The following is an 18,769-nucleotide window of genomic DNA, read 5'->3' as shown; positions in this document are numbered from 1 at the left end:
CCCACTGTCCCTGACGGGACAGTGGGCGGGCCCTTTCCGGCTCTCTCGGTGACCCTCGGGTCAGAGCGGATCAGAACGGCTCGAAGCCCTCGAACTCCTGGGCCGCCTCGTCGCGTTCCGCCTGCTTGTCGCGGCGGCGCTGGGTCGCCGGGCGGGGTGCGTCGAAGCGGTGGTCCTCGCCGCGTCGGCCCAGCATCTCCGCGCCGGCCATGACCGTGGGCTCCCAGTCGAAGACGACCGCGTTGTCCTCGGGCCCGATGGCGACGCCGTCGCCGGAGCGGGCGCCCGCCTTGAGGAGTTCCTCCTCGACGCCGAGGCGGTTGAGGCGGTCGGCGAGGTAGCCGACGGCCTCGTCGTTGTTGAAGTCGGTCTGCCGCACCCAGCGTTCGGGCTTCTCGCCCCGGACTCGGAAGAGCCCGTCCTCCTCCTGGACGACGGTGAAGCCCGCGTCGTCCACGGCCTTGGGCCGGATCACGATCCGGGTGGCCTCCTCAAGCGGCTTCGCGGCCCGGAACCTCGCCACCAACTCGGCGAGCGCGAAGGAGAGTTCACGCAGCCCCAGATGCGCGACGGCGGACACCTCGAAGACCCGGTACCCGCGCGCCTCCAGATCGGGCCGGACCATCTCCGCGAGGTCCTTGCCGTCGGGGATGTCGGTCTTGTTCAGGACGACGATGCGGGGCCGGTCGCTCAGGCCGCCGTACTGCCGGAGCTCCTCCTCGATGACGTCGAGGTCGGAGAGCGGGTCGCGCTCGGACTCCAGCGTCGCCGTGTCGAGGACGTGCACGAGGACGCTGCACCGCTCGACATGGCGCAGGAACTCCAGGCCGAGTCCCTTGCCCTGGCTGGCGCCGGGGATGAGACCGGGGACGTCCGCGATCGTGTAGACCGTCGAACCGGCGGTCACCACACCGAGGTTGGGGACCAGGGTCGTGAACGGGTAGTCGGCGATCTTCGGCTTCGCCGCCGAAAGGACCGAGATCAGCGAGGACTTGCCCGCACTCGGGTACCCGACCAGCGCGACGTCCGCGACGGTCTTCAGCTCCAGGACGATGTCCCCGAGGTCCCCCGGCACGCCCAGCAGCGCGAACCCGGGCGCCTTGCGGCGGGCCGACGCCAGCGCCGCGTTCCCGAGCCCGCCCCGGCCGCCCTGCGCGGCGACGTACGAGGTGCCGTGGCCGACGAGGTCCGCGAGGACGTTGCCGCGCGCGTCGAGGACGACCGTGCCGTCCGGGACGGGCAGGACCAGGTCCTGGCCGTCCTTGCCGGAACGGTTGCCGCCCTCGCCCGGCTTGCCGTTCGTCGCCTTGCGGTGCGGGGAGTGGTGGTAGTCGAGAAGGGTCGTCACGGACTGGTCGACCGTGAGGATCACGTCCCCACCGCGTCCGCCGTTGCCGCCGTCGGGCCCGCCGAGCGGCTTGAACTTCTCGCGGTGGACGGAGGCACAGCCGTGACCTCCGTTACCCGCGGCGACATGCAGTTCGACGCGGTCCACGAAGGTGGTCATGGTCAGTGCCTCCAAAGATCAGGGTGTTACCTATACCAACACGCGAAAGGCGGACCCGCCTTCCCGACCGGGAAGTGAGGTCCGCCTCGCGAAAGCTTCCGAATCAGCCTGTTCAGGCGACCGGAACGATGTTCACGACCTTGCGGCCGCGGAACGTACCGAACTCCACCGCACCGGGCTGGAGCGCGAACAGCGTGTCGTCGCCGCCACGACCCACACCCGAACCCGGGTGGAAGTGCGTGCCGCGCTGACGGACCAGGATCTCACCAGCGTTGACGACCTGACCGCCGAAGCGCTTCACGCCGAGCCGCTGGGCATTGGAGTCGCGACCGTTCCGGGTGGACGATGCGCCCTTCTTGTGTGCCATTGCTCAGTCCCTCTTTACTTCGCGGCCGTCGGGATGGACGTGACCTTGATCGCCGTGTACTGCTGACGGTGACCCTGGCGACGGCGGTAGCCGGTCTTGTTCTTGTAGCGCAGGATGTCGATCTTCACACCCTTGTGGTGGTCCACGACCTCGGCCTGGACCTTGATGCCGGCCAGCACCCACGGGTCGCTGGTGACAGCCTCGCCGTCGACAACGAGCAGGGTCGAGAGCTCGACCGTGTCGCCAACCTTGGCAGTGGAAATCTTGTCAACCTCAACGATGTCGCCGACAGCAACCTTGTGCTGGCGACCACCGCTGCGCACGATGGCGTACACGCGGATCTCACTCTCTCGCTCGGAATCGGCACCCCCGCAGTCCAGCCGACCGGTCGCAAACACAGCCAGCCTCTCCCGGCTACGAACCGCACCCGGAAGGAAGAAAGGTTTACGGGGATGTGACGCACCCATTAGCACGCCGACGCCCCAGGCTACGAGGTGTCCCCCGGACAGGTCAAACTGAGCCGGGGTGACTGTTGAGCAGGCGGCTGGGCAACGCCGCTAAGGGGCGCGGGGCTGCATCTATTAGCGGCTCCGCCGCGGGGCGCGACCAGCCACGACGAACCCGCACCCGCCCCACAACACAAAGCGGCACCCCCTACGAAGCACCACGCTCCGCAGGAAGTGCCACTCAGCTCAACCCGCGACTCAGCTCTCGTCAGCCGCAGCCGACACCGACGGAGAAGCGGCCTGCTCAGCCGCAGCCGTCTTCTTGGCGGCAGCCTTCGTCGCCTTCTTCGCCGTCGTCTTCTTCGCGGCGGTCTTCTTCGCAGCCGTGGTCGTCTTCTTCGCCGCGGTCTTCTTGGCGGGAGCCGCCGCCTTCTTCGCGGTCGTCTTCTTCGCCGTCTTCCGAGCCGCCGTCTTCTTGGCGGGAGCCGGCGCCTCCTCCTCGGCGGCAACCGGCACGACCACGACAGCCGCCTCTTCGGAGGACGTAGGCGCCGCGACCTCCCGCACAGCCCGCCGACGCGGACGAGCGGGAGCCGCAGCCACCTCCTCGACGACCGGCGCCTCGACGACGACCTCCGTCACAGGAGCCACGGTCTCGACGACCGTCACGACAGCGGCCTCGGCCCCGGACGGCGCCCCCGCAGGCGCGGACGCCTTCCGCGTGGCCCGCCGACGCGGACGCGCCTCGACGACAGGCTCCTCGACAACCGGCGTCTCCACGACGACCGGCGCCTCGACGACCACAGGCTCCTCGACGACCACCGGCACCTCGGCAACCGGATCCTCGACAGCCACCGGATCAGCGGCGACCTCGGCAGCCGAAGCCACCGCCTCCTTCCGAGGCGCCCCACCCGGCGAGGAGACCCGCCGGCTGGCCCGCCGCCGCCCCCGCCCACGAGTAGCCGCGGCCTCAGCCTCGGCCACGCTGCTGTACAGCTCCTCATCGGGCTCGAACTCGGGCGCGGGCAGCGAAACAGGAGCAGCCACCTCAGCGGCGACCTCCTCCACGCTCTCCTCGACAGCGGCAGCCGGCGTCACGTCCTCGACGACGTGCTCGTGAGCCGCGTGCTCGTGAGCGAGATGCTCATCCCCACCCCGCCCCCGCTTCTTCCGCTTCCCGCCACCGCCGGAGACGGACGGCTGGTCGAGGTGCACGATCACACCCCGCCCGTTGCAGTGCACGCACGTCTCGGAGAACGACTCCAGCAGCCCCTGCCCGACCCGCTTACGCGTCATCTGCACGAGCCCGAGCGACGTCACCTCGGCGACCTGGTGCTTCGTCCGGTCCCGGCCGAGGCACTCCAGCAGCCGCCGCAGCACGAGATCCCGGTTCGACTCCAGGACCATGTCGATGAAGTCGATGACGATGATCCCGCCGAGGTCCCGCAGCCGCAGCTGCCGGACGATCTCCTCGGCCGCCTCCAGGTTGTTGCGCGTGACGGTCTCTTCGAGGTTCCCGCCCTGCCCGGTGAACTTCCCGGTGTTGACGTCGACGACGACCATCGCCTCGGTCCGGTCGATGACCAGCGAGCCCCCGCTCGGCAGCCACACCTTCCGGTCCAGCGCCTTCGCGAGCTGCTCGTCGATCCGGTACGTCGCGAAGACGTCGACCTCGGACGTCCACCGCGACAGCCGCCCGGCGAGATCGGGGGCGACGTGCGAGACGTACCCGTGGATCGTCTGCCACGCCTCGTCACCGCTGACGACGACCTTGGAGAAGTCCTCGTTGAAGATGTCGCGGACGACACGGACGGTCATGTCCGGCTCGCCGTACAGCAGCGTGGGCGCGTTCCCGCTCTTGGCGTTCCGGCGGATCTCCTCCCACTGCGCCTGGAGGCGCTCGACGTCACGCCGCAGCTCGTCCTCGCTGGCGCCCTCGGCGGCCGTACGGACGATGACGCCCGCGTCCTCGGGGACGATCTTCTTGAGGATCGTCTTCAGGCGGGCCCGCTCGGTGTCGGGCAGCTTGCGGCTGATGCCGGTCATGGAGCCCTCGGGGACGTACACGAGGTAGCGCCCCGGCAGGGAGACCTGGCTGGTCAGACGCGCGCCCTTGTGCCCGATGGGGTCCTTGGTGACCTGCACCAGCACGGACTGCCCGGACTTCAGCGCGGACTCGATGCGCCGGGGGCCGTTGGCCATCCCGAGCGCCTCGAAGTTGACCTCACCGGCGTACAGGACGGCGTTGCGCCCCTTGCCGATGTCGATGAACGCGGCCTCCATGGAGGGCAGCACGTTCTGGACCTTGCCGAGGTAGACGTTGCCGACGTACGACGTCGACTGCTCCTTGTTGACGTAGTGCTCGACGAGCACCCCGTCCTCCAGGACCCCGATCTGCGTCCGCTCGTGGCTCTGCCGGACGACCATGACCCGCTCGACGGCCTCACGGCGCGCGAGGAACTCGGCCTCGGTGATGATCGGAACCCGGCGACGCCCCTGCTCACGCCCCTCACGGCGGCGCTGCTTCTTGGCTTCGAGCCGCGTCGACCCCTTGATCGACTGCACCTCGTCCGACGGCTCGGCCTGCTTGCGCGGCTCCCGGACCTTCACGACGGTCCGCTCGGGATCCCCGTCACCGTGCTCGGCCTCGGCCCCGGAGTCCCCGGCCCGACGACGCCTACGACGCCTACGACGGCTCCCGGCGGTGGAGCCGGCGGCCGTGTCCTCGGCGTCCTCTTCCTCCTGCTCGGCGCTGTCCTCGGCGTCCTGCTCGGCCTGCTCGGCGGCCAGTTCCTCGGCGTCGGCGGCGTCGTCCTCGACGGACTCGCCCCGGCGACGACGGCGGCCACCGCGACGGCGGCGACGGCGCGACCCGGTCTCCTCGGCCTCGTCGTCGACGGCGTCCTCGGCCTCGTCGTCCGGCTCCTCCTCGACGGCGTCGACGACGGGCTCGGGCTCCACGACCGGCTCGACGACGTCCTCGGCGGGCGCGGCCCCCCGGCGACGGCGGCGGCGCCGCGAGCCCGCGGGCTCCTCGACGACCGGCTCGACGATCTCGACGACCTCTTCGAGGGTGTCCTCGGGCGCCTCTTCGACGACCTCGGCCTCGACCTCCGCCTCGGCGGCGGCGGCCGCGGCCGCCGCCCGCTCCGGCGTCTGGAACTGGAACTTCGGCTCGGTGAACACCGGCGCCTGGAACATGGCCACGGCGGGCCGCGCGGCACGCTTCGGCGACTCGTCCACGGCGGGCGCGGGTTCCGAGAAGCCACCGGCGGCCTTGCTCACGACGCGGCGGCGGGAGCGGCGGGTGCCGGTCTCCTCGGGAGTCTCCGCGACGGGTGCGGGAGCCTCGGCGGGCGCCTTGGCCCTGGTCGGGCGAGCCTTCGTGACCGGCGCCTCGGCCTGCGCCTTCTCGGGAGCCGGCGGCTCGGCACTCTCGCCCTCGGGCGTCCCGGCGGGCGCGGTGACCCGGCGCGTGACACGGCGGCGACGGCGCGAGCCGGTCTCCTCGGCGACGGCCTCCTCGACGACCGGCACCTCGACGGCGGCGGGAGCCTCGACGGGCGCGGGAGCCTCCACCGGCTCCGGCGTCTCGACGACGGCCTCGGCGGCCTTGGGCGCACCGGCGGGCGCGGTCGCCTTACGGGTCGCCCGACGCCGCGCGGGACGCGCGGCGGGAGCCTCGTCGGCGGTCTCCTCGACAGCGGTGGCCGGGGCGGGCGCCGTCTCGACGGGTGCGGCCACGACGGGGGCGGTCACTTCTTCGGCGGCCTGCGGAGCCCCCGCCGGCGCGGACGCCTTGCGGGTGGCCCGGCGGCGGGCGCGCGGAGCGGTCTCAACCGGCGCGTCGGCCGCCCGCTCCTCGGCGGCGGCCGGTGTGGCTGCCGGTTCGGTCTGGTCGGCCTGGTCGGCCTGTATGGCCGAGACGTTCTCGGCAGCTCCCTCGGCACCGGCGGGCGGGCCAGCCGGGCGGGACGCGGCACGGCGCCGACGACGCGGCGGCAGGGTGTCGCTGGGAGTGTTTTGGTCGGAACCCTCGATGGGGTCGGTCGGTTCGAGCATGCGGGCGTTTCTCCCGTCAGGCTCCCGGGCGCCGCGCCTGGTCCGGCGCCGGCCATGAGGGCCGGTCACCGCTGACGTCCGCGGGTACGCGAGTCGCGTTCACCGCCGCCGGGGCGCGGGCGCCGCACGGGAGCTTTCCGTGTCCTGTCTCGCCGGTTCCGCACGCCATGTTGCGTACGGCCTGGCGAAAGTCTTGTGGTCGGTGCGCTGCCCGACCCAGGTGGCTCCCGAGTACGAGGGCGGCGCTACGACGTCCGTCCTTCGCGGGACCTTCCCTCTGCCTACGCCTTCGCGGCGGCAGTGGGTTCGGCCGTTGAGGGGGCCTCCGCTGCCTCGCGGTCGGGCGCGAGCGGGTCGGTCACCGTGCCGGTCTCTTCATCGAGCAGCCCCTGCGCCAGCCTGGTCACCGCTGCGGGGACCGGCGGCGCCAGGTCGGCCACGGCGCGGAGACCGGACAGGACGTCGTCGGGTCGAACGGCAGGCGTCACGTGCCGAACAACCAGCCGCAGTATCGCACAGGGCTGGTCGGTCGGCCTATCAGCCGTTTCACTCTGTGTTGTTTCCAGGTGTACGACAGCGGCGCGCGCGTCGAAATTCCTGAGACCGTTCTTCGTGGCCCGCTGGACCTCGACGACCTCGGCGGCGTTGAACGCCACCACGGCCTTCTCGGCGTCGCCCGGCTCCACCCCGGCGAGCCGCAGCTCCCACACGGAAGCCGTCAGCCGGTCCGCGAGCCCCGACGTACGGGCCTCGACCGCGTCGGTGATGTCGAGGCCGTCCGGCAGCGACTCGTCGAGCAGCGCCCGCAGCCTCTGCGGGTCCCGCGCCGAGGTCAGCGCGATCTCCAGGTACTCCGCCTCACTGCCCGTGCCGGTGGGTGCGGCATTGGCGTACGACACCTTCGGGTGCGGTGTGAACCCCGCCGAGTACGCCATCGGCACCTCGGCACGGCGCAGCGCCCGCTCGAAGGCGCGCTGGAAGTCACGGTGGCTGGTGAACCGAAGGCGACCGCGCTTGGTGTACCGCAGTCGGATGCGCTGCACCGCGGGCGCGGGCGGCGGTCCTTCGGGCTGTCGCTTACCCAGTGTTGTCAGTCCTTAGTGAGAGCGGTCGTACTCCTACCAAGAGTACGTCCCTCGCCGCCCCCAGGTTCCCGGCGAGCGACCTCTTCCCTCTCCCGGGGTGCCCCGAACAGTGCCCTGCGCAGGTCGGCGCGGGTCTGGCGGGCCGTTTCCCGCGCGGACGCGAGGACCTGCCGGGTGACGCGGCCCACGCTCCGTACGGCCTCGGCGGCGGGCCGCAGGACAGCGTCCCGGACGACATGGCCGACGGGAGTCAGCACCGTCCTGTACGCCCACCGCACCGGCTCCACGACCACCCACCGGAACACCCCCACCAGGAACCGCCACACGGCGAGCGAGATCCGGCCGACGACCCGCCACGCGTGCCCCAGCGCGTCCCCCACCTCCCGTGCGACCACCCCGAGGACCCGCCCCACCGGCACGAGCACCCACCGCCACAGCGCCACCACGGGCAGCACGAGCAGGACCCGGAGCGTCCAGTAGAGGGCGAGCCACACGCCGGTCGCGAGGAGTACGACGCCGCGCCACACCCCGTGCACGCACCACCCGATCCCCTTGCCGACCGGCGCGAGCACCCACGTGTACAACCACCCGGCGGGCACGGCGACCAGATACCGCGTCAGCCACGCGAGCCCGGCGCCGAGCGCGGTGATCCCCGTACCGATCCCCCGCAACACCCACATCGCCGCGCGCCCGACCGGTACCGCCACCCACAGGACGGCGTGCCCGAGCGCGACCAGCACGTTCCGGTAGAGCCACACGGCAGGCACCACGACCAGCACCCGCCCCAGCCAGCCGAGCCCGGTCCCCACCGGCACGACGACGTACCGCCAGAGCCCCACCACCGGCCACACGAACACCGCCTTCCCCACCCACAACAGCCCCCGCCCCACAGGCCGCAGCACAGCGTCCCTCAACACCCGCCCCACCACGACGAGCCCGTCCCACACCACCCGCACGGGCACCACGAGCACCAGCACCACGATCCGCACCGGAATCCGGATCGCCACCACGAGACACCCCTCGGCATCCCGCCCGGCCCCCGGCGCCCGCCCCTGCTTCTCCAGATCCATAACGGCATAGACGCTACGCCAGCCACCAGGGATGCGCCCAAACCCCCGCCCTCAGTATCGAACCTGCAACAGCCGCTCGGACCCCCGAAACCCGGCCCGCCCGTACGCGGACACGGCCCGCCCCGAGGAGTGCACGGTCAGCCGCTCGGCCCCCATCTCCCGCGCCCGCTCGACGACGGCTTCGAGCAGCCGCCCGCCCACGCCGTCCCCGCGTTCCTCCGGCACCACGTACACGCACTGGACGTCCCCCGAGAAGCGCTGCGGCGCGGTGGGCGTGGGCACGCGCGGCACGAGGGCCACCCAGGCCATCCCGACGACCCGTTCCCCGCGCACCACCACGGTGCACCCGTGCGACTCCCCGTTCTCCTTCGCCCACCCCACGAACCCCCGCACGAACTCCTCTCGCCCCACCACGGCCGCCTTGCCGTCCTCCTCGAACCACCGCCACCGCAGCCCGGCGACGGCTTCGAGGTCCCGCTCCTCGGCGGCCCTGATGACCATCTCGTCCGGCATGGGCTTCCCCTATTCCACGTCGAGGCCGAAGTCGCGTACCAGTTCCTCCAGGCCGCCCCGGTAGCCCTTGCCGCCGAGGACGAAGTCCCAGTCGCCGGTGTCGCGGCGGCGGAAGGAGCCGAGGACCAGGGCGGTTTCGCCGGGGCGGCCGTCGGAGACCTCCAGGACGCCGAGTTCGGCCGACCGGGCGTCGAGGAGGCGGATACGGGCGTCGGTGAAGCCGGCGAGGTCCGCGTGCGGGTCGGTCTCCGGGTCGACGGCGGCGACCAGGACGAGGCGGTCGGCCGCCGCCGGGAGCGCGTCGAAGGCGACCCTCAGAGAGGCCCGGTCCGGCGCGGCCGGCGGCAGGGCCCGTACCGAACCGTCCGGTGTCGCCGGGTTGTTGAAGAAGACGAAGTGGTCGTCGCCGAGGACCCGGCCGCCCCGGCAGACCAGCGCGCACACGTCGAGCGCGACCGTGCCGGACCAGGACATGCCGAGGACGTTGTGATCGTCGTCCGGCGGGGTGCCGTCCCCCAGGCGTCCGCGCAGGCCGTGGCGGTGGAGGAGGTCGACGAGTTCGGGGCCGGAGATCAGCTCCAGGGGCTTGCGGGCCGCGAAGTCGTGCGAGCCGGGACCGAACGACGACGTCGTCACCAGGACACCCTTGTTGGCGCCTTCGGACTGCACTGTGCCGAACAGATCCCGAACCGCCGAGGGCGGCACGGTGTTGCGGTACCGCTTGACCTGCACGACGATCTTCGCGCCACGGATCATGGCCGCGTCACTCGCGACGACGTCCACCCCTCCGTCTCCCGACCGCTGTGTGGTCACCGCCTCCATCCCCATCGCCCGGAGCAACTCCGCGACGAGTTCCTCGAAGGCGATCGGGTCCATCGCGTAGAGGTCGGGATCGTCGTCGTCCCGGTGGGTGACGACGCGGTTGCCGACGTCCTGGGGGCGGCGGTCCGGGCGTACGGCCGTCAACTGGTCGGGGCGGGCGGAGAGTTGGCCGCGCAGGCCGTCCGTGAGGCAGCTGACCGCGTCGACCTGCGCGAGGTTCAGGTGGACGAAGGAGGAGCGCCGGGCGAGGACGGTGACCAGGATGTGCCGGGCGCGCAGGCCGGTCGCGGGGTCGGGTTCGTCGGCGAAGCCGTTGAGGACGACGGACTCCAGCACGCCACTGTTGTCGGCGGCGTACAGCTCGTGCAGGACGAGCAGCGCGGACTGCGCCAGCGTCTCCCGGTACAGCGCCCGGCGCTGGATCGCGGGGCGGGCGCTCTCCCGGTACTGGTTCTCGCCCGGCGACCAGCGCACCGACTTCGCCTCGGGGACGACGCCGTGGCCGGGGAGTTCCCAGTCCAGGACGAGTTGGCGTGCCGACTGGTCGTAGGCGGCGGAGAGTTGGCGGGGGAAGTGCTCCGGCCAGGACGCCGAGGCGTACAGCGCGGCGGTGAAGTACTCGACGACGGCGTCGGGTTCGCCGCGTTCGACGCCGCGGGCCGCCTCGGCGACGCCCGCGTTGTGGCGCCGTACCTCGGTCCGCACGCCCTCGGCCCACTGCTCGTACTGCCGTTGCCGCGCGGCGAGTTGCTCCAGGCGCTGGGCCTCGGCGGCCTGGGCCGCGTACCACGCCTGCTCGAAGCGGGCGCGGGCCTCGGCCTGGGCCTGGGCGCGGCCGTTGGCCGTCCAGCCGCCGCCGTGCGCGGGGAACTGGCCGGGGTCCGGCATGAGCACCGGCCGGGCCAGGGCACCGGGGTCGAAGGGCGGCACCTGTTCCGTCCGCAGCAGCGTGTCCGGGCGGAACGCCGGCGCCCGGCACCCGGCCGCCAACAGCCCCTGGAGCACGGCCACCCGTGCCTCCAGCTCGGCGGTCCGCCGCGCGGCCTCGGCCTTGTGGTCCTGCGCGGCCTGCCGCTCGTACGCGCGCGCCTGCCGCTCCCGCTCCCTGGCCTGCCGGGCGGCGGCCTGCGCCTGGCGCTGCTGCTCACGCCGCATCTCGGCCCAGACGCCGACCATCCCGGACCTGCGACGACTCATCGGACGGAGCCCCTCCCCCTGTGTGACAGGACGACTCTATCCAGCGATCATGCCAACGAGCCCTCCCCCGAAGGGAAGGGCCCGGTAAGCGGCTCGCTACTTGTTGACCACGCTCAGCGGGAGCAACTTCTTGCCCGTGGGCCCCACTTGGATGTGGGTGTCCATCGCGGGACACACCCCGCAGTCGAAGCACGGCGTCCACCGGCAGTCCTCGACCTCTGTCTCGTCGAGGGCGTCCTGCCAGTCCTCCCAGAGCCAGTCCTTGTCGAGGCCGGAGTCGAGGTGGTCCCAGGGGAGGACTTCCTCGTAGGTGCGTTCGCGGGTGGTGTACCAGGCGACGTCGAGGCCGAAGGCGGCGAGGGACTTGTCCGCGCAGGCCATCCAGCGGTCGTAGGAGAAGTGCTCGCGCCAGCCGTCGAAGCGGCCGCCGTCCTCGTAGACGGCGCGGATGACCGAGCCGATGCGGCGGTCGCCGCGGGAGAGGAGGCCCTCGACGATGCCGGGCTTGCCGTCGTGGTAGCGGAAGCCGATGGAGCGGCCGTACTTCTTGTCGCCGCGGATCTTGTCGCGGAGCTTCTCCAGGCGCGCGTCGGTCTCCTCGGCGGAGAGCTGCGGGGCCCACTGGAAGGGGGTGTGGGGCTTGGGGACGAAGCCGCCGATGGAGACGGTGCAGCGGATGTCGCCCGCGCCGGAGACCTCGCGGCCCTTGGCGATGACGTTCGCGGCCATGTCGGCGATCTGGAGGACGTCGTCGTCGGTCTCGGTGGGCAGGCCGCACATGAAGTACAGCTTGACCTGGCGCCAGCCGTTGCCGTACGCGGTGGCGACCGTACGGATCAGGTCGTCCTCCGAGACCATCTTGTTGATGACCTTGCGCATGCGCTCGGAGCCGCCCTCGGGGGCGAAGGTGAGGCCGGAGCGGCGGCCGTTGCGGGTCAGCTCGTTCGCGAGGTCGACGTTGAAGGCGTCCACGCGGGTCGAGGGCAGGGAGAGGCCGATCTTGTCCTCGGTGTAGCGGTCGGCGAGGCCCTTGGCGATCTCGCCGATCTCGCTGTGGTCGGCGGAGGACAGGGAGAGCAGGCCGACCTCCTCGAAGCCGGTCGCCTTGAGGCCCTTGTCGACCATCTCGCCGATGCCGGTGATCGACCGCTCCCGCACGGGGCGCGTGATCATGCCGGCCTGGCAGAAGCGGCAGCCGCGGGTGCAGCCGCGGAAGATCTCGACGGACATCCGCTCGTGGACGGTCTCCGCGAGCGGCACGAGCGGCTGCTTCGGGTAGGGCCACTCGTCGAGGTCCATGACGGTGTGCTTCGACACGCGCCACGGGACGCCGCTGCGGTTGGGTACGACGCGGGCGATCCGGCCGTCCGCGAGGTACTCGACGTCGTAGAAGCGGGGGATGTAGACGTTGCCGGTCTTCGAGAGGCGGAACAGCACCTCTTCCCGGCCTCCGGGGCGCCCCTCCGCCTTCCACTGGCGGACGATGTCCGTGATGTCGAGGACCGCCTGCTCGCCGTCCCCGATGACCGCCGCGTCGATGAAGTCGGCGATCGGCTCGGGGTTGAACGCGGCGTGCCCGCCCGCGAGGACGATCGGGTCGTCGAGGCCGCGGTCCTTCGCCTCCAGCGGGATGCCCGCGAGGTCGAGGGCCGCGAGCATGTTCGTGTAGCCCAGCTCCGTGGAGAAGGACAGGCCGAACACGTCGAACGCCTTCACCGGGCGGTGCGAGTCCACCGTGAACTGCGGGACGCCGTGCTCCCGCATCAGCGCCTCCAGGTCGGGCCACACGCTGTACGTGCGCTCGGCGAGGACGCCGTCCCGTTCGTTCAGCACCTCGTAGAGGATCATGACGCCCTGGTTGGGGAGTCCGACCTCGTAGGCGTCGGGGTACATGAGGGCCCAGCGGACGTCAGTGTCGTCCCACTCTTTGACCGTGGAATTGAGCTCGCCGCCGACATACTGGATCGGCTTCTGCACATGCGGGAGCAAGGCTTCGAGCTGCGGGAACACCGACTCGACAGACATCGCGAACCTTCTTGGGCTGATAGGGGTGACCATTTAGCCTAACGCGGCCGAGGCCACCCCTTTGCACAGCGAGCCACTCCCCCCGCGTCCACGGAGACCCGACAGTCACGCGCCTCCCTCTCAGATCCCCGTCCCGTCCTTCACCTCCGCCCACAGGCCCGGCAGCTCCGCCTCGTCCGCCGCGGACTGCCGCTCCTCCCTGCCGTACAGCACGCCGTACGTGAAGCCGTTCTCGCCCGCCGCGTGGGCCTGGGCCGCGATGTCCCTGAGGGCCTCGCGGGCCATGACGCTGTCCTGGTGGTCGCCCAGGAGGTTCTGGAGGGACTTGGCGGTCTTCACCATCGCGGTCGCGGGGGTGCCGAGCGCCGGTTCCGCGGCCTCCGCCGAGTACCTGGTCCGCTTCGCCTTCTTGCGGGCCTCGTGCAGCGCGAGGTCCCGCTCCGGTCCCGACGACGGCTGCGCGAGGGCCTCCTCGACGAGGGCCGCGACCTTCGCGAAGTCCTTGCGGACGGCTTTCGCGATCACCTTCTCCGGCTTCCCGCCCGCCTTCTTCGCGAGCGGGGGCGCCGCGACCAGCGCGTCGAGCCGGTCGAGCAGCGCCAGGTACCGCTTTCCGTCCAGTACGGCGATCAGGCGCCTGCGTGAACCGCCCCGGCGGGCGTGCGACCAGGTACGGACGCGGGTGCGGACGGGGCCGACGACCAGGTGGCGCGGGAGGGCGTCGAGGCCCGCCGTGACGCGGTCGGTGAGGACCTCGCGGTCGCGGTCGACGCCGAGTTCGCCCGCGAGCCACTTGAGTTCGTCGCCGATCGGGTCGGTGACCTCGCGGTCCAGGACCTTGCCGAAGGAGCGGAACGCGCTGCGGGTACGGCGGGTGGCGACGCGCATCCTGTGCACGGAGTCGTACTCGTCCTGGCGGACGGCGGGGTCGAGGGCGACGATGGCGTCCCGCTGGGCACGGAGGTAGGCGAGGACGTGGTCGGCGGCGGTGTCGGGGGCGGGAGTGGGGTTGGGGGTGAGGTGGAGGGCGGGGGGTTCGGCGGTGCGGGGGGTGGCGGGGGCGCTCGGCGTCTTGGCTGTGCGGAAGGTGCCGGTGGCGGTCTTCCCCGGCTTCCCGGGCTTCCCCTTCGCGTCCGGCTTCCCCGGCTTCCCGGGCTTCCCCTTCCCGTCCGGCTTCCCCGGCTTCCCTGCCTTCCCCTTCGTGTCCGCCTTTCCGGAAGCCTCCGCCTTCTCGGGCTTGCCCTTGCCCTCCTTGCCCCCGTCGGCCCGCACCGCGGTCTCGGTTCTCGGCGCCGTCTCCGCCAGGGCGCGGGCCAGTTTCGACACCGACTTCGAGCGGCGTACGCCCGCCTTGCGGAGGCGTTTCTCGACCTGGTCGAGGAGGGCCGGGTCGGCGCCGTCGGCGAGTTCCACCTCGATCTCCGACCACTGGACGGCACCCGTCCCGCCGCTCAGCCGCTCCGCGCGCACCGCGTCCACACTGACCTCGGCGAGGAGCCGCCCCTCGCCGTCGACCAGTTCCCGTACGTCCCGCGCGGACCGCAGTCTCACGACCGGTACGAGTTCGGTGTCCCGCACCCTCGACCTGACCAGCCCGGCGAGCGCGCGGGGCAGGGTCGGTGAGAGGGGTGCACGCACCTCGTCCCGGACGCCCGGGCTCACCGGGAACTTCAGATGCCATCCGGCGTCCGATCCGCCGGTCCGCCGCCGCAGGGTGATCGAAGCCGCCGCCAGCCGCCCGTCGGCGGTGTCGTAGTACGTGGCGTCCAGCTCCGCCAGGCCCTTGTCCAGCACCGCTTCGATCCCGGCGACGCCGGTCAGATCGGGAAGCCCGCTCTCGTCGGATTCGTACTTGCGTTCGATCTCGCGTTTCGTCTCCGCCATAGACCGAATCTAGTGGCAGTCGGGCCAAAGCGGCAGAGGGAAATGAAGCGTGAATTCACGGCGAACGCGCAGATAACCACGGAGATCACGCCGACATCGGTCTCTGGACCTTGATGGACTGGAGCAGGCCGATCGCCACCCAGACCGCGAACATCGACGACCCTCCGTAGGACACGAACGGGAGCGGCAGGCCGGTGACCGGCATGATGCCGAGGGTCATGCCGATGTTCTCGAACGCCTGGAAGGCGAACCAGGCGACGATCCCGGCCGCGACGATCGTGCCGTACAGCTCGGTCGTCTCGCGGGCGATCTTGCAGGCCCGCCACAGGACGACGCCGAGGAGGAGGACGATCAGGCCGGCGCCGACGAAGCCCAGCTCCTCGCCGGCGACCGTGAAGACGAAGTCCGTCTGCTGCTCGGGGACGAACTGGCCGGTCGTCTGCGAGCCGTGGAACAGGCCCGAGCCGGTGAGGCCGCCGGAGCCGATCGCGATCCGCGCCTGGTTCGTGTTGTAGCCGACGCCCGCCGGGTCCAGCTCGGGGTTGGCGAACGCGGCGAACCGGGCGATCTGGTACTCGTCGAGGATCCCGAGCTGCCACACCGCGAGCGCGCCGGTGGCGCCCGCGCCGAGGAGGCCGAAGATCCAGCGGTTGGAGGCGCCGGAGGCGAGCAGGACGCCGAGCACGATCATCACCATCACCATGACCGAGCCGAGGTCCGGCATCAGCATGACGACCAGCATCGGTACGGAGGCGAGGCCCAGGGCCTGGAGGACCGTGCGGTGGTCGGGGTACGGCTTGTCTCCCGCGTCCACCCTCGCCGCGAGCAGCATCGCCATGCCGAGGATGATCGTGATCTTCACGAACTCCGAGGGCTGGAGGGAGAAGCCGCCGCCGAGCACGATCCAGGAGTGGGCGCCGTTCACCGTCGAGCCCAGGGGGGTCAGGACGAGGAGGATGCCGAACACGGAGAGGCCGTACAGGATCGGGACCGCGTTGCGCAGGGTGCGGTGGCCGAGCCAGACCGTGCCGATCATCAGCGCGAAGCCGATGCCGGTGTTCATGAGGTGGCGGATCAGGAAGTAGTACTGGTCGCCCTGGTTGATCTCCGTGCGGTTTCGCGTCGCTGAGAAGACCAGGACGGAGCCGATGAAGGAGAGGGCGAGGGCGGAGAGCAGTATCGGCCAGTCGAGGCGCCTTGCGAGCGAGTCTCTCGCGAAGAGTCTGGTCCAGCCTGCGCGGTCTGGGCCGTAGCCCGAGACCGAGAAGGTGTTGCCGGTCATTTGGCTGTCCTCCTCAGGTGGCGGAGGAAGGACCGCAGGCCGTGAGTCCCACGGTTCGTCGTTCGGCGGGTGTGGCGCCGTTGTGGCTGGTCGCGCCCCGCGGCGGAGCCGCTGATAGACACAGCCCCGCGCCCCTTGACAGCGTTGCCCCTGGGTGCGTCAGAACCCGGGCCCGTTTTCCGGCGACGCCTCGACTTCCGCCGCGTGTCCTGGTTGCCCCCCGTGTTCGTCGGTGTCGTTCCCGGCGGGAGCGTGCCGTCCTGCTTCGGAGCCTCCGTCTGGCTCGCCCGCTGGTCCTTCGCCGGGTCCTTGGGGACCTTCGGGGAGGTGATGGTGCCGTCCGTCTGGACCTTGGGGAGGGTTTTCTGCGGGGTCGGGAGGAGGGCGTTCTTGGGGGTGATCGTGCCGTCGTCGGAGACGCCGTACAGGGCGTCGTAGATGTTGCGGACAGCCGGGCCGGAGGCGCCGGAGCCGGTGCCGCCCTGGGACATCGTCATGACGATCGCGTAGTCCTTGGTGTACGTCGCGAACCAGGACGTCGTCTGCTTGCCGTAGACCTCGGCGGTACCCGTCTTCGCGTGCATCGGGATCTTCGCCTGGGGCCAGCCGACCTGGGCGAAGCGCCAGGCGGCGGTGCCTCGGGTGGCGACGCCGGCGAGGGCCTCGTCCATGGAGCTGAGCGTGGCCTGGCTTATGGGCAGCTTGCCGTGGGCCTTGGGCTTGATCTCGGTGGTCGTCCTGCCGTCGGGGCTGATGACGGCCTTGCCCACGGTCGGGTTCCACAGGGTGCCGCCGTTGGAGATGGCCGCGTAGATCGTCGCCATCTGGATCGGCGTGACGAGGGTGTCGCCCTGGCCGATGGAGTAGTTGATCTCGTCACCGGCGCGCATCTGGTTGCCTTCGAGGCAGTTCTCGTACGCGATCTGCTCGACGTACGTGCCGCCCTTCTTGCCCTGCTTGCACCAGGCGTCCTTGTTGGCCTTCCAGTAGCTCTGCTTCCACTGGCGGTCGGGGACGCGGCCGGTGACCTCGTTCGGCAGGTCGATGCCGGTCTCCTTGCCGAGGCCGAACTGGTGGGCGGCCTTGAAGAAGTAGTCGCCGGGGTTCTTCTTCGGCTTGATGCCGCCGTCCTTCTGCCATTCGCGGTGCGCGAGGCCGTAGAAGACGGTGTCGCAGGAGACTTCGAGGGCGCGGCCGAGGCTGATCGGGCCGAAGTTCTCCGACTCGAAGTTCTTGAAGACCTGCCCGCCGACCGAGTACGAGCTCGTGCAGGGGTAGCGCCCGTCGAAGTCGTACCCGGCTTCCACGGCGGCGGCCGTGGAGATCACCTTGAACGTCGAACCCGGCGCGGACTGACCCTGTATGGCCCGGTTCAGCAGCGGGTAGTTGGAGTTCTTGCCGGTGAGGGCCTGGTAGTCCTTGGCGGAGATGCCGCCGACCCACGCGTTCGGGTCGTACGTCGGGTTGGAGGCCATGGCGACGATGCGGCCGGTCTTGGCCTCCATCACGACGACGGCGCCGGAGTCCGCCTTGTACCTCTCATTGGTGTTGCGGTCCCACTGCTTGCGGGCTTCCTTCATCGCGTCGTTCAGCTCGTACTCCGCGACGCGCTGCACGCGGGCGTCGATGCTGGTGACGAGGTTGGCGCCGGGCTGGGCCGGGGTCGCCTCGGCCTGGCCGATGACGCGGCCGAGGTTGTCGACCTCGTAGCGCGTGACGCCCGCCTTGCCGCGCAGTTCCTTGTCGTACTCGCGCTCCAGGCCCGAGCGGCCGACCTGGTCGGAGCGCAGGTAGGGCGAGTCGCTGTCCTTGGCCTGCTGGATCTCGTCGTCCGTGACCGGGGAGAGGTAGCCGAGGACCTGGGCGGTGTTGGACTTGCCGGGGGCCGGGTAGCGGCGGACCGCCTCGGGCTCGGCGGTGATGCCGGGGAAGTCCTCGGCGCGCTCGCGGATCTGGAGGGCCTGCTTGGCGGTGGCCTCGTCGGTGATCGGGATGGGCTGGTAGGGCGAGCCGTTCCAGCAGGGCTGGGGGGTCTGGGCGTCGCAGAGGCGGACCTTCTGCTGGACCTCCTCGGGCGTCATGCCGAGCACGCCCGCGAGCTTGGCGAGGACCGCCTTGCCGTCGTCCTTCTGCTTGAGCAGGTCCGTGCGCGACGCGGAGACCACGAGCCGGGTCTCGTTGTCGGCGAGGGGGACGCCCCGCGCGTCCAGGATCGAGCCGCGCACGGCGGGCTGGACGACCTGCTGGACGTGGTTGCCGGACGCCTCCTTCGCGTACTCGTCGCCCTCCCGGATCTGGAGGTACCACAGGCGTCCGCCGAGGGTCGCGAGCAGGGAGAGGACGAGGATCTGGATCACCACGAGCCGCGTCTGCACCCTTGGTGTCCGCCCGGTCTCCGGGATGTTCGTCACTGCCTCCCCCTTTCGCTGCGCCGAAGCGGCGTGCCCCGCGATGTCACGCGATGAATCGAATGTCCGTACGCTTCATGAACGGCCGGGCCCCCGGCCCG

Annotated in this window: 12 protein-coding genes; all 12 read right to left on the bottom strand. The window is 71.2% G+C overall.

The features are described from left to right. Nucleotides 1–70 precede the first annotated feature (70 nt). Nucleotides 71–1,507 (bottom strand): GTPase ObgE, encoded by a 1,437-nt coding sequence (gene obgE / locus ACLZOT_RS35610; RefSeq protein ID WP_416973283.1) that lies wholly within the window; start codon nt 1,505–1,507, stop codon nt 71–73. 112 nt (nt 1,508–1,619) lie between these two features. Further along, nucleotides 1,620–1,874 carry a 50S ribosomal protein L27 gene (rpmA, locus tag ACLZOT_RS35605; RefSeq protein ID WP_040253648.1) on the bottom strand — a complete coding sequence of 85 codons (255 nt, stop codon included), beginning with the start codon at nt 1,872–1,874 and terminating at the stop codon, nt 1,620–1,622. 14 nt (nt 1,875–1,888) lie between these two features. Continuing rightward, complete coding sequence (gene rplU, locus ACLZOT_RS35600) at nt 1,889–2,209, bottom strand: 50S ribosomal protein L21 (protein ID WP_055721489.1); 321 nt, start codon at nt 2,207–2,209, stop codon at nt 1,889–1,891. Nucleotides 2,210–2,578: 369 nt separating this feature from the next. Then, on the bottom strand, nt 2,579–6,382 hold the full coding sequence (locus ACLZOT_RS35595) for an Rne/Rng family ribonuclease (RefSeq protein WP_416973282.1): 3,804 nt from the start codon (nt 6,380–6,382) through the stop codon (nt 2,579–2,581). Between the two features lie 281 nt (nt 6,383–6,663). Beyond that, on the bottom strand, nt 6,664–7,425 hold the full coding sequence (locus tag ACLZOT_RS35590) for a TIGR03936 family radical SAM-associated protein (RefSeq protein ID WP_416973281.1): 762 nt from the start codon (nt 7,423–7,425) through the stop codon (nt 6,664–6,666). A gap of 47 nt (nt 7,426–7,472) precedes the next feature. Continuing rightward, entirely contained in the window at nt 7,473–8,537 is a 1,065-nt protein-coding gene (locus ACLZOT_RS35585) for a hypothetical protein (protein ID WP_416973280.1), read from the bottom strand. A gap of 51 nt (nt 8,538–8,588) precedes the next feature. Then, complete coding sequence (locus tag ACLZOT_RS35580) at nt 8,589–9,050, bottom strand: GNAT family N-acetyltransferase (protein ID WP_416973279.1); 462 nt, start codon at nt 9,048–9,050, stop codon at nt 8,589–8,591. A gap of 9 nt (nt 9,051–9,059) precedes the next feature. Beyond that, nucleotides 9,060–11,069, bottom strand: coding sequence for a restriction endonuclease (locus tag ACLZOT_RS35575; protein WP_416973278.1), 2,010 nt, complete (start codon nt 11,067–11,069; stop codon nt 9,060–9,062). Between the two features lie 96 nt (nt 11,070–11,165). Beyond that, complete coding sequence (locus ACLZOT_RS35570) at nt 11,166–13,094, bottom strand: TIGR03960 family B12-binding radical SAM protein (protein ID WP_416973277.1); 1,929 nt, start codon at nt 13,092–13,094, stop codon at nt 11,166–11,168. A gap of 120 nt (nt 13,095–13,214) precedes the next feature. Then, nucleotides 13,215–14,978, bottom strand: coding sequence for a CHAD domain-containing protein (locus tag ACLZOT_RS35565; protein ID WP_416973276.1), 1,764 nt, complete (start codon nt 14,976–14,978; stop codon nt 13,215–13,217). 85 nt (nt 14,979–15,063) lie between these two features. After that, on the bottom strand, nt 15,064–16,260 hold the full coding sequence (gene rodA, locus ACLZOT_RS35560; RefSeq protein WP_416973275.1) for a rod shape-determining protein RodA: 1,197 nt from the start codon (nt 16,258–16,260) through the stop codon (nt 15,064–15,066). Further along, nucleotides 16,257–18,671: a penicillin-binding protein 2 gene (gene mrdA, locus ACLZOT_RS35555; protein ID WP_416973274.1), complete on the bottom strand. Its 2,415-nt coding sequence runs from the start codon at nt 18,669–18,671 to the stop codon at nt 16,257–16,259. The genes rodA and mrdA overlap by 4 nt, the downstream gene beginning before the upstream one ends. Between the last annotated feature and the right edge of the window lie 98 nt (nt 18,672–18,769).

Source organism: Streptomyces sp. 4F14 (assembly GCF_048159485.1).
In the GTDB taxonomy this organism is placed as follows: domain Bacteria; phylum Actinomycetota; class Actinomycetes; order Streptomycetales; family Streptomycetaceae; genus Streptomyces.
The sequence above is the reverse complement of the archived record's forward strand: the minus strand, read 5'-3'. Positions and strand labels throughout refer to the sequence as shown.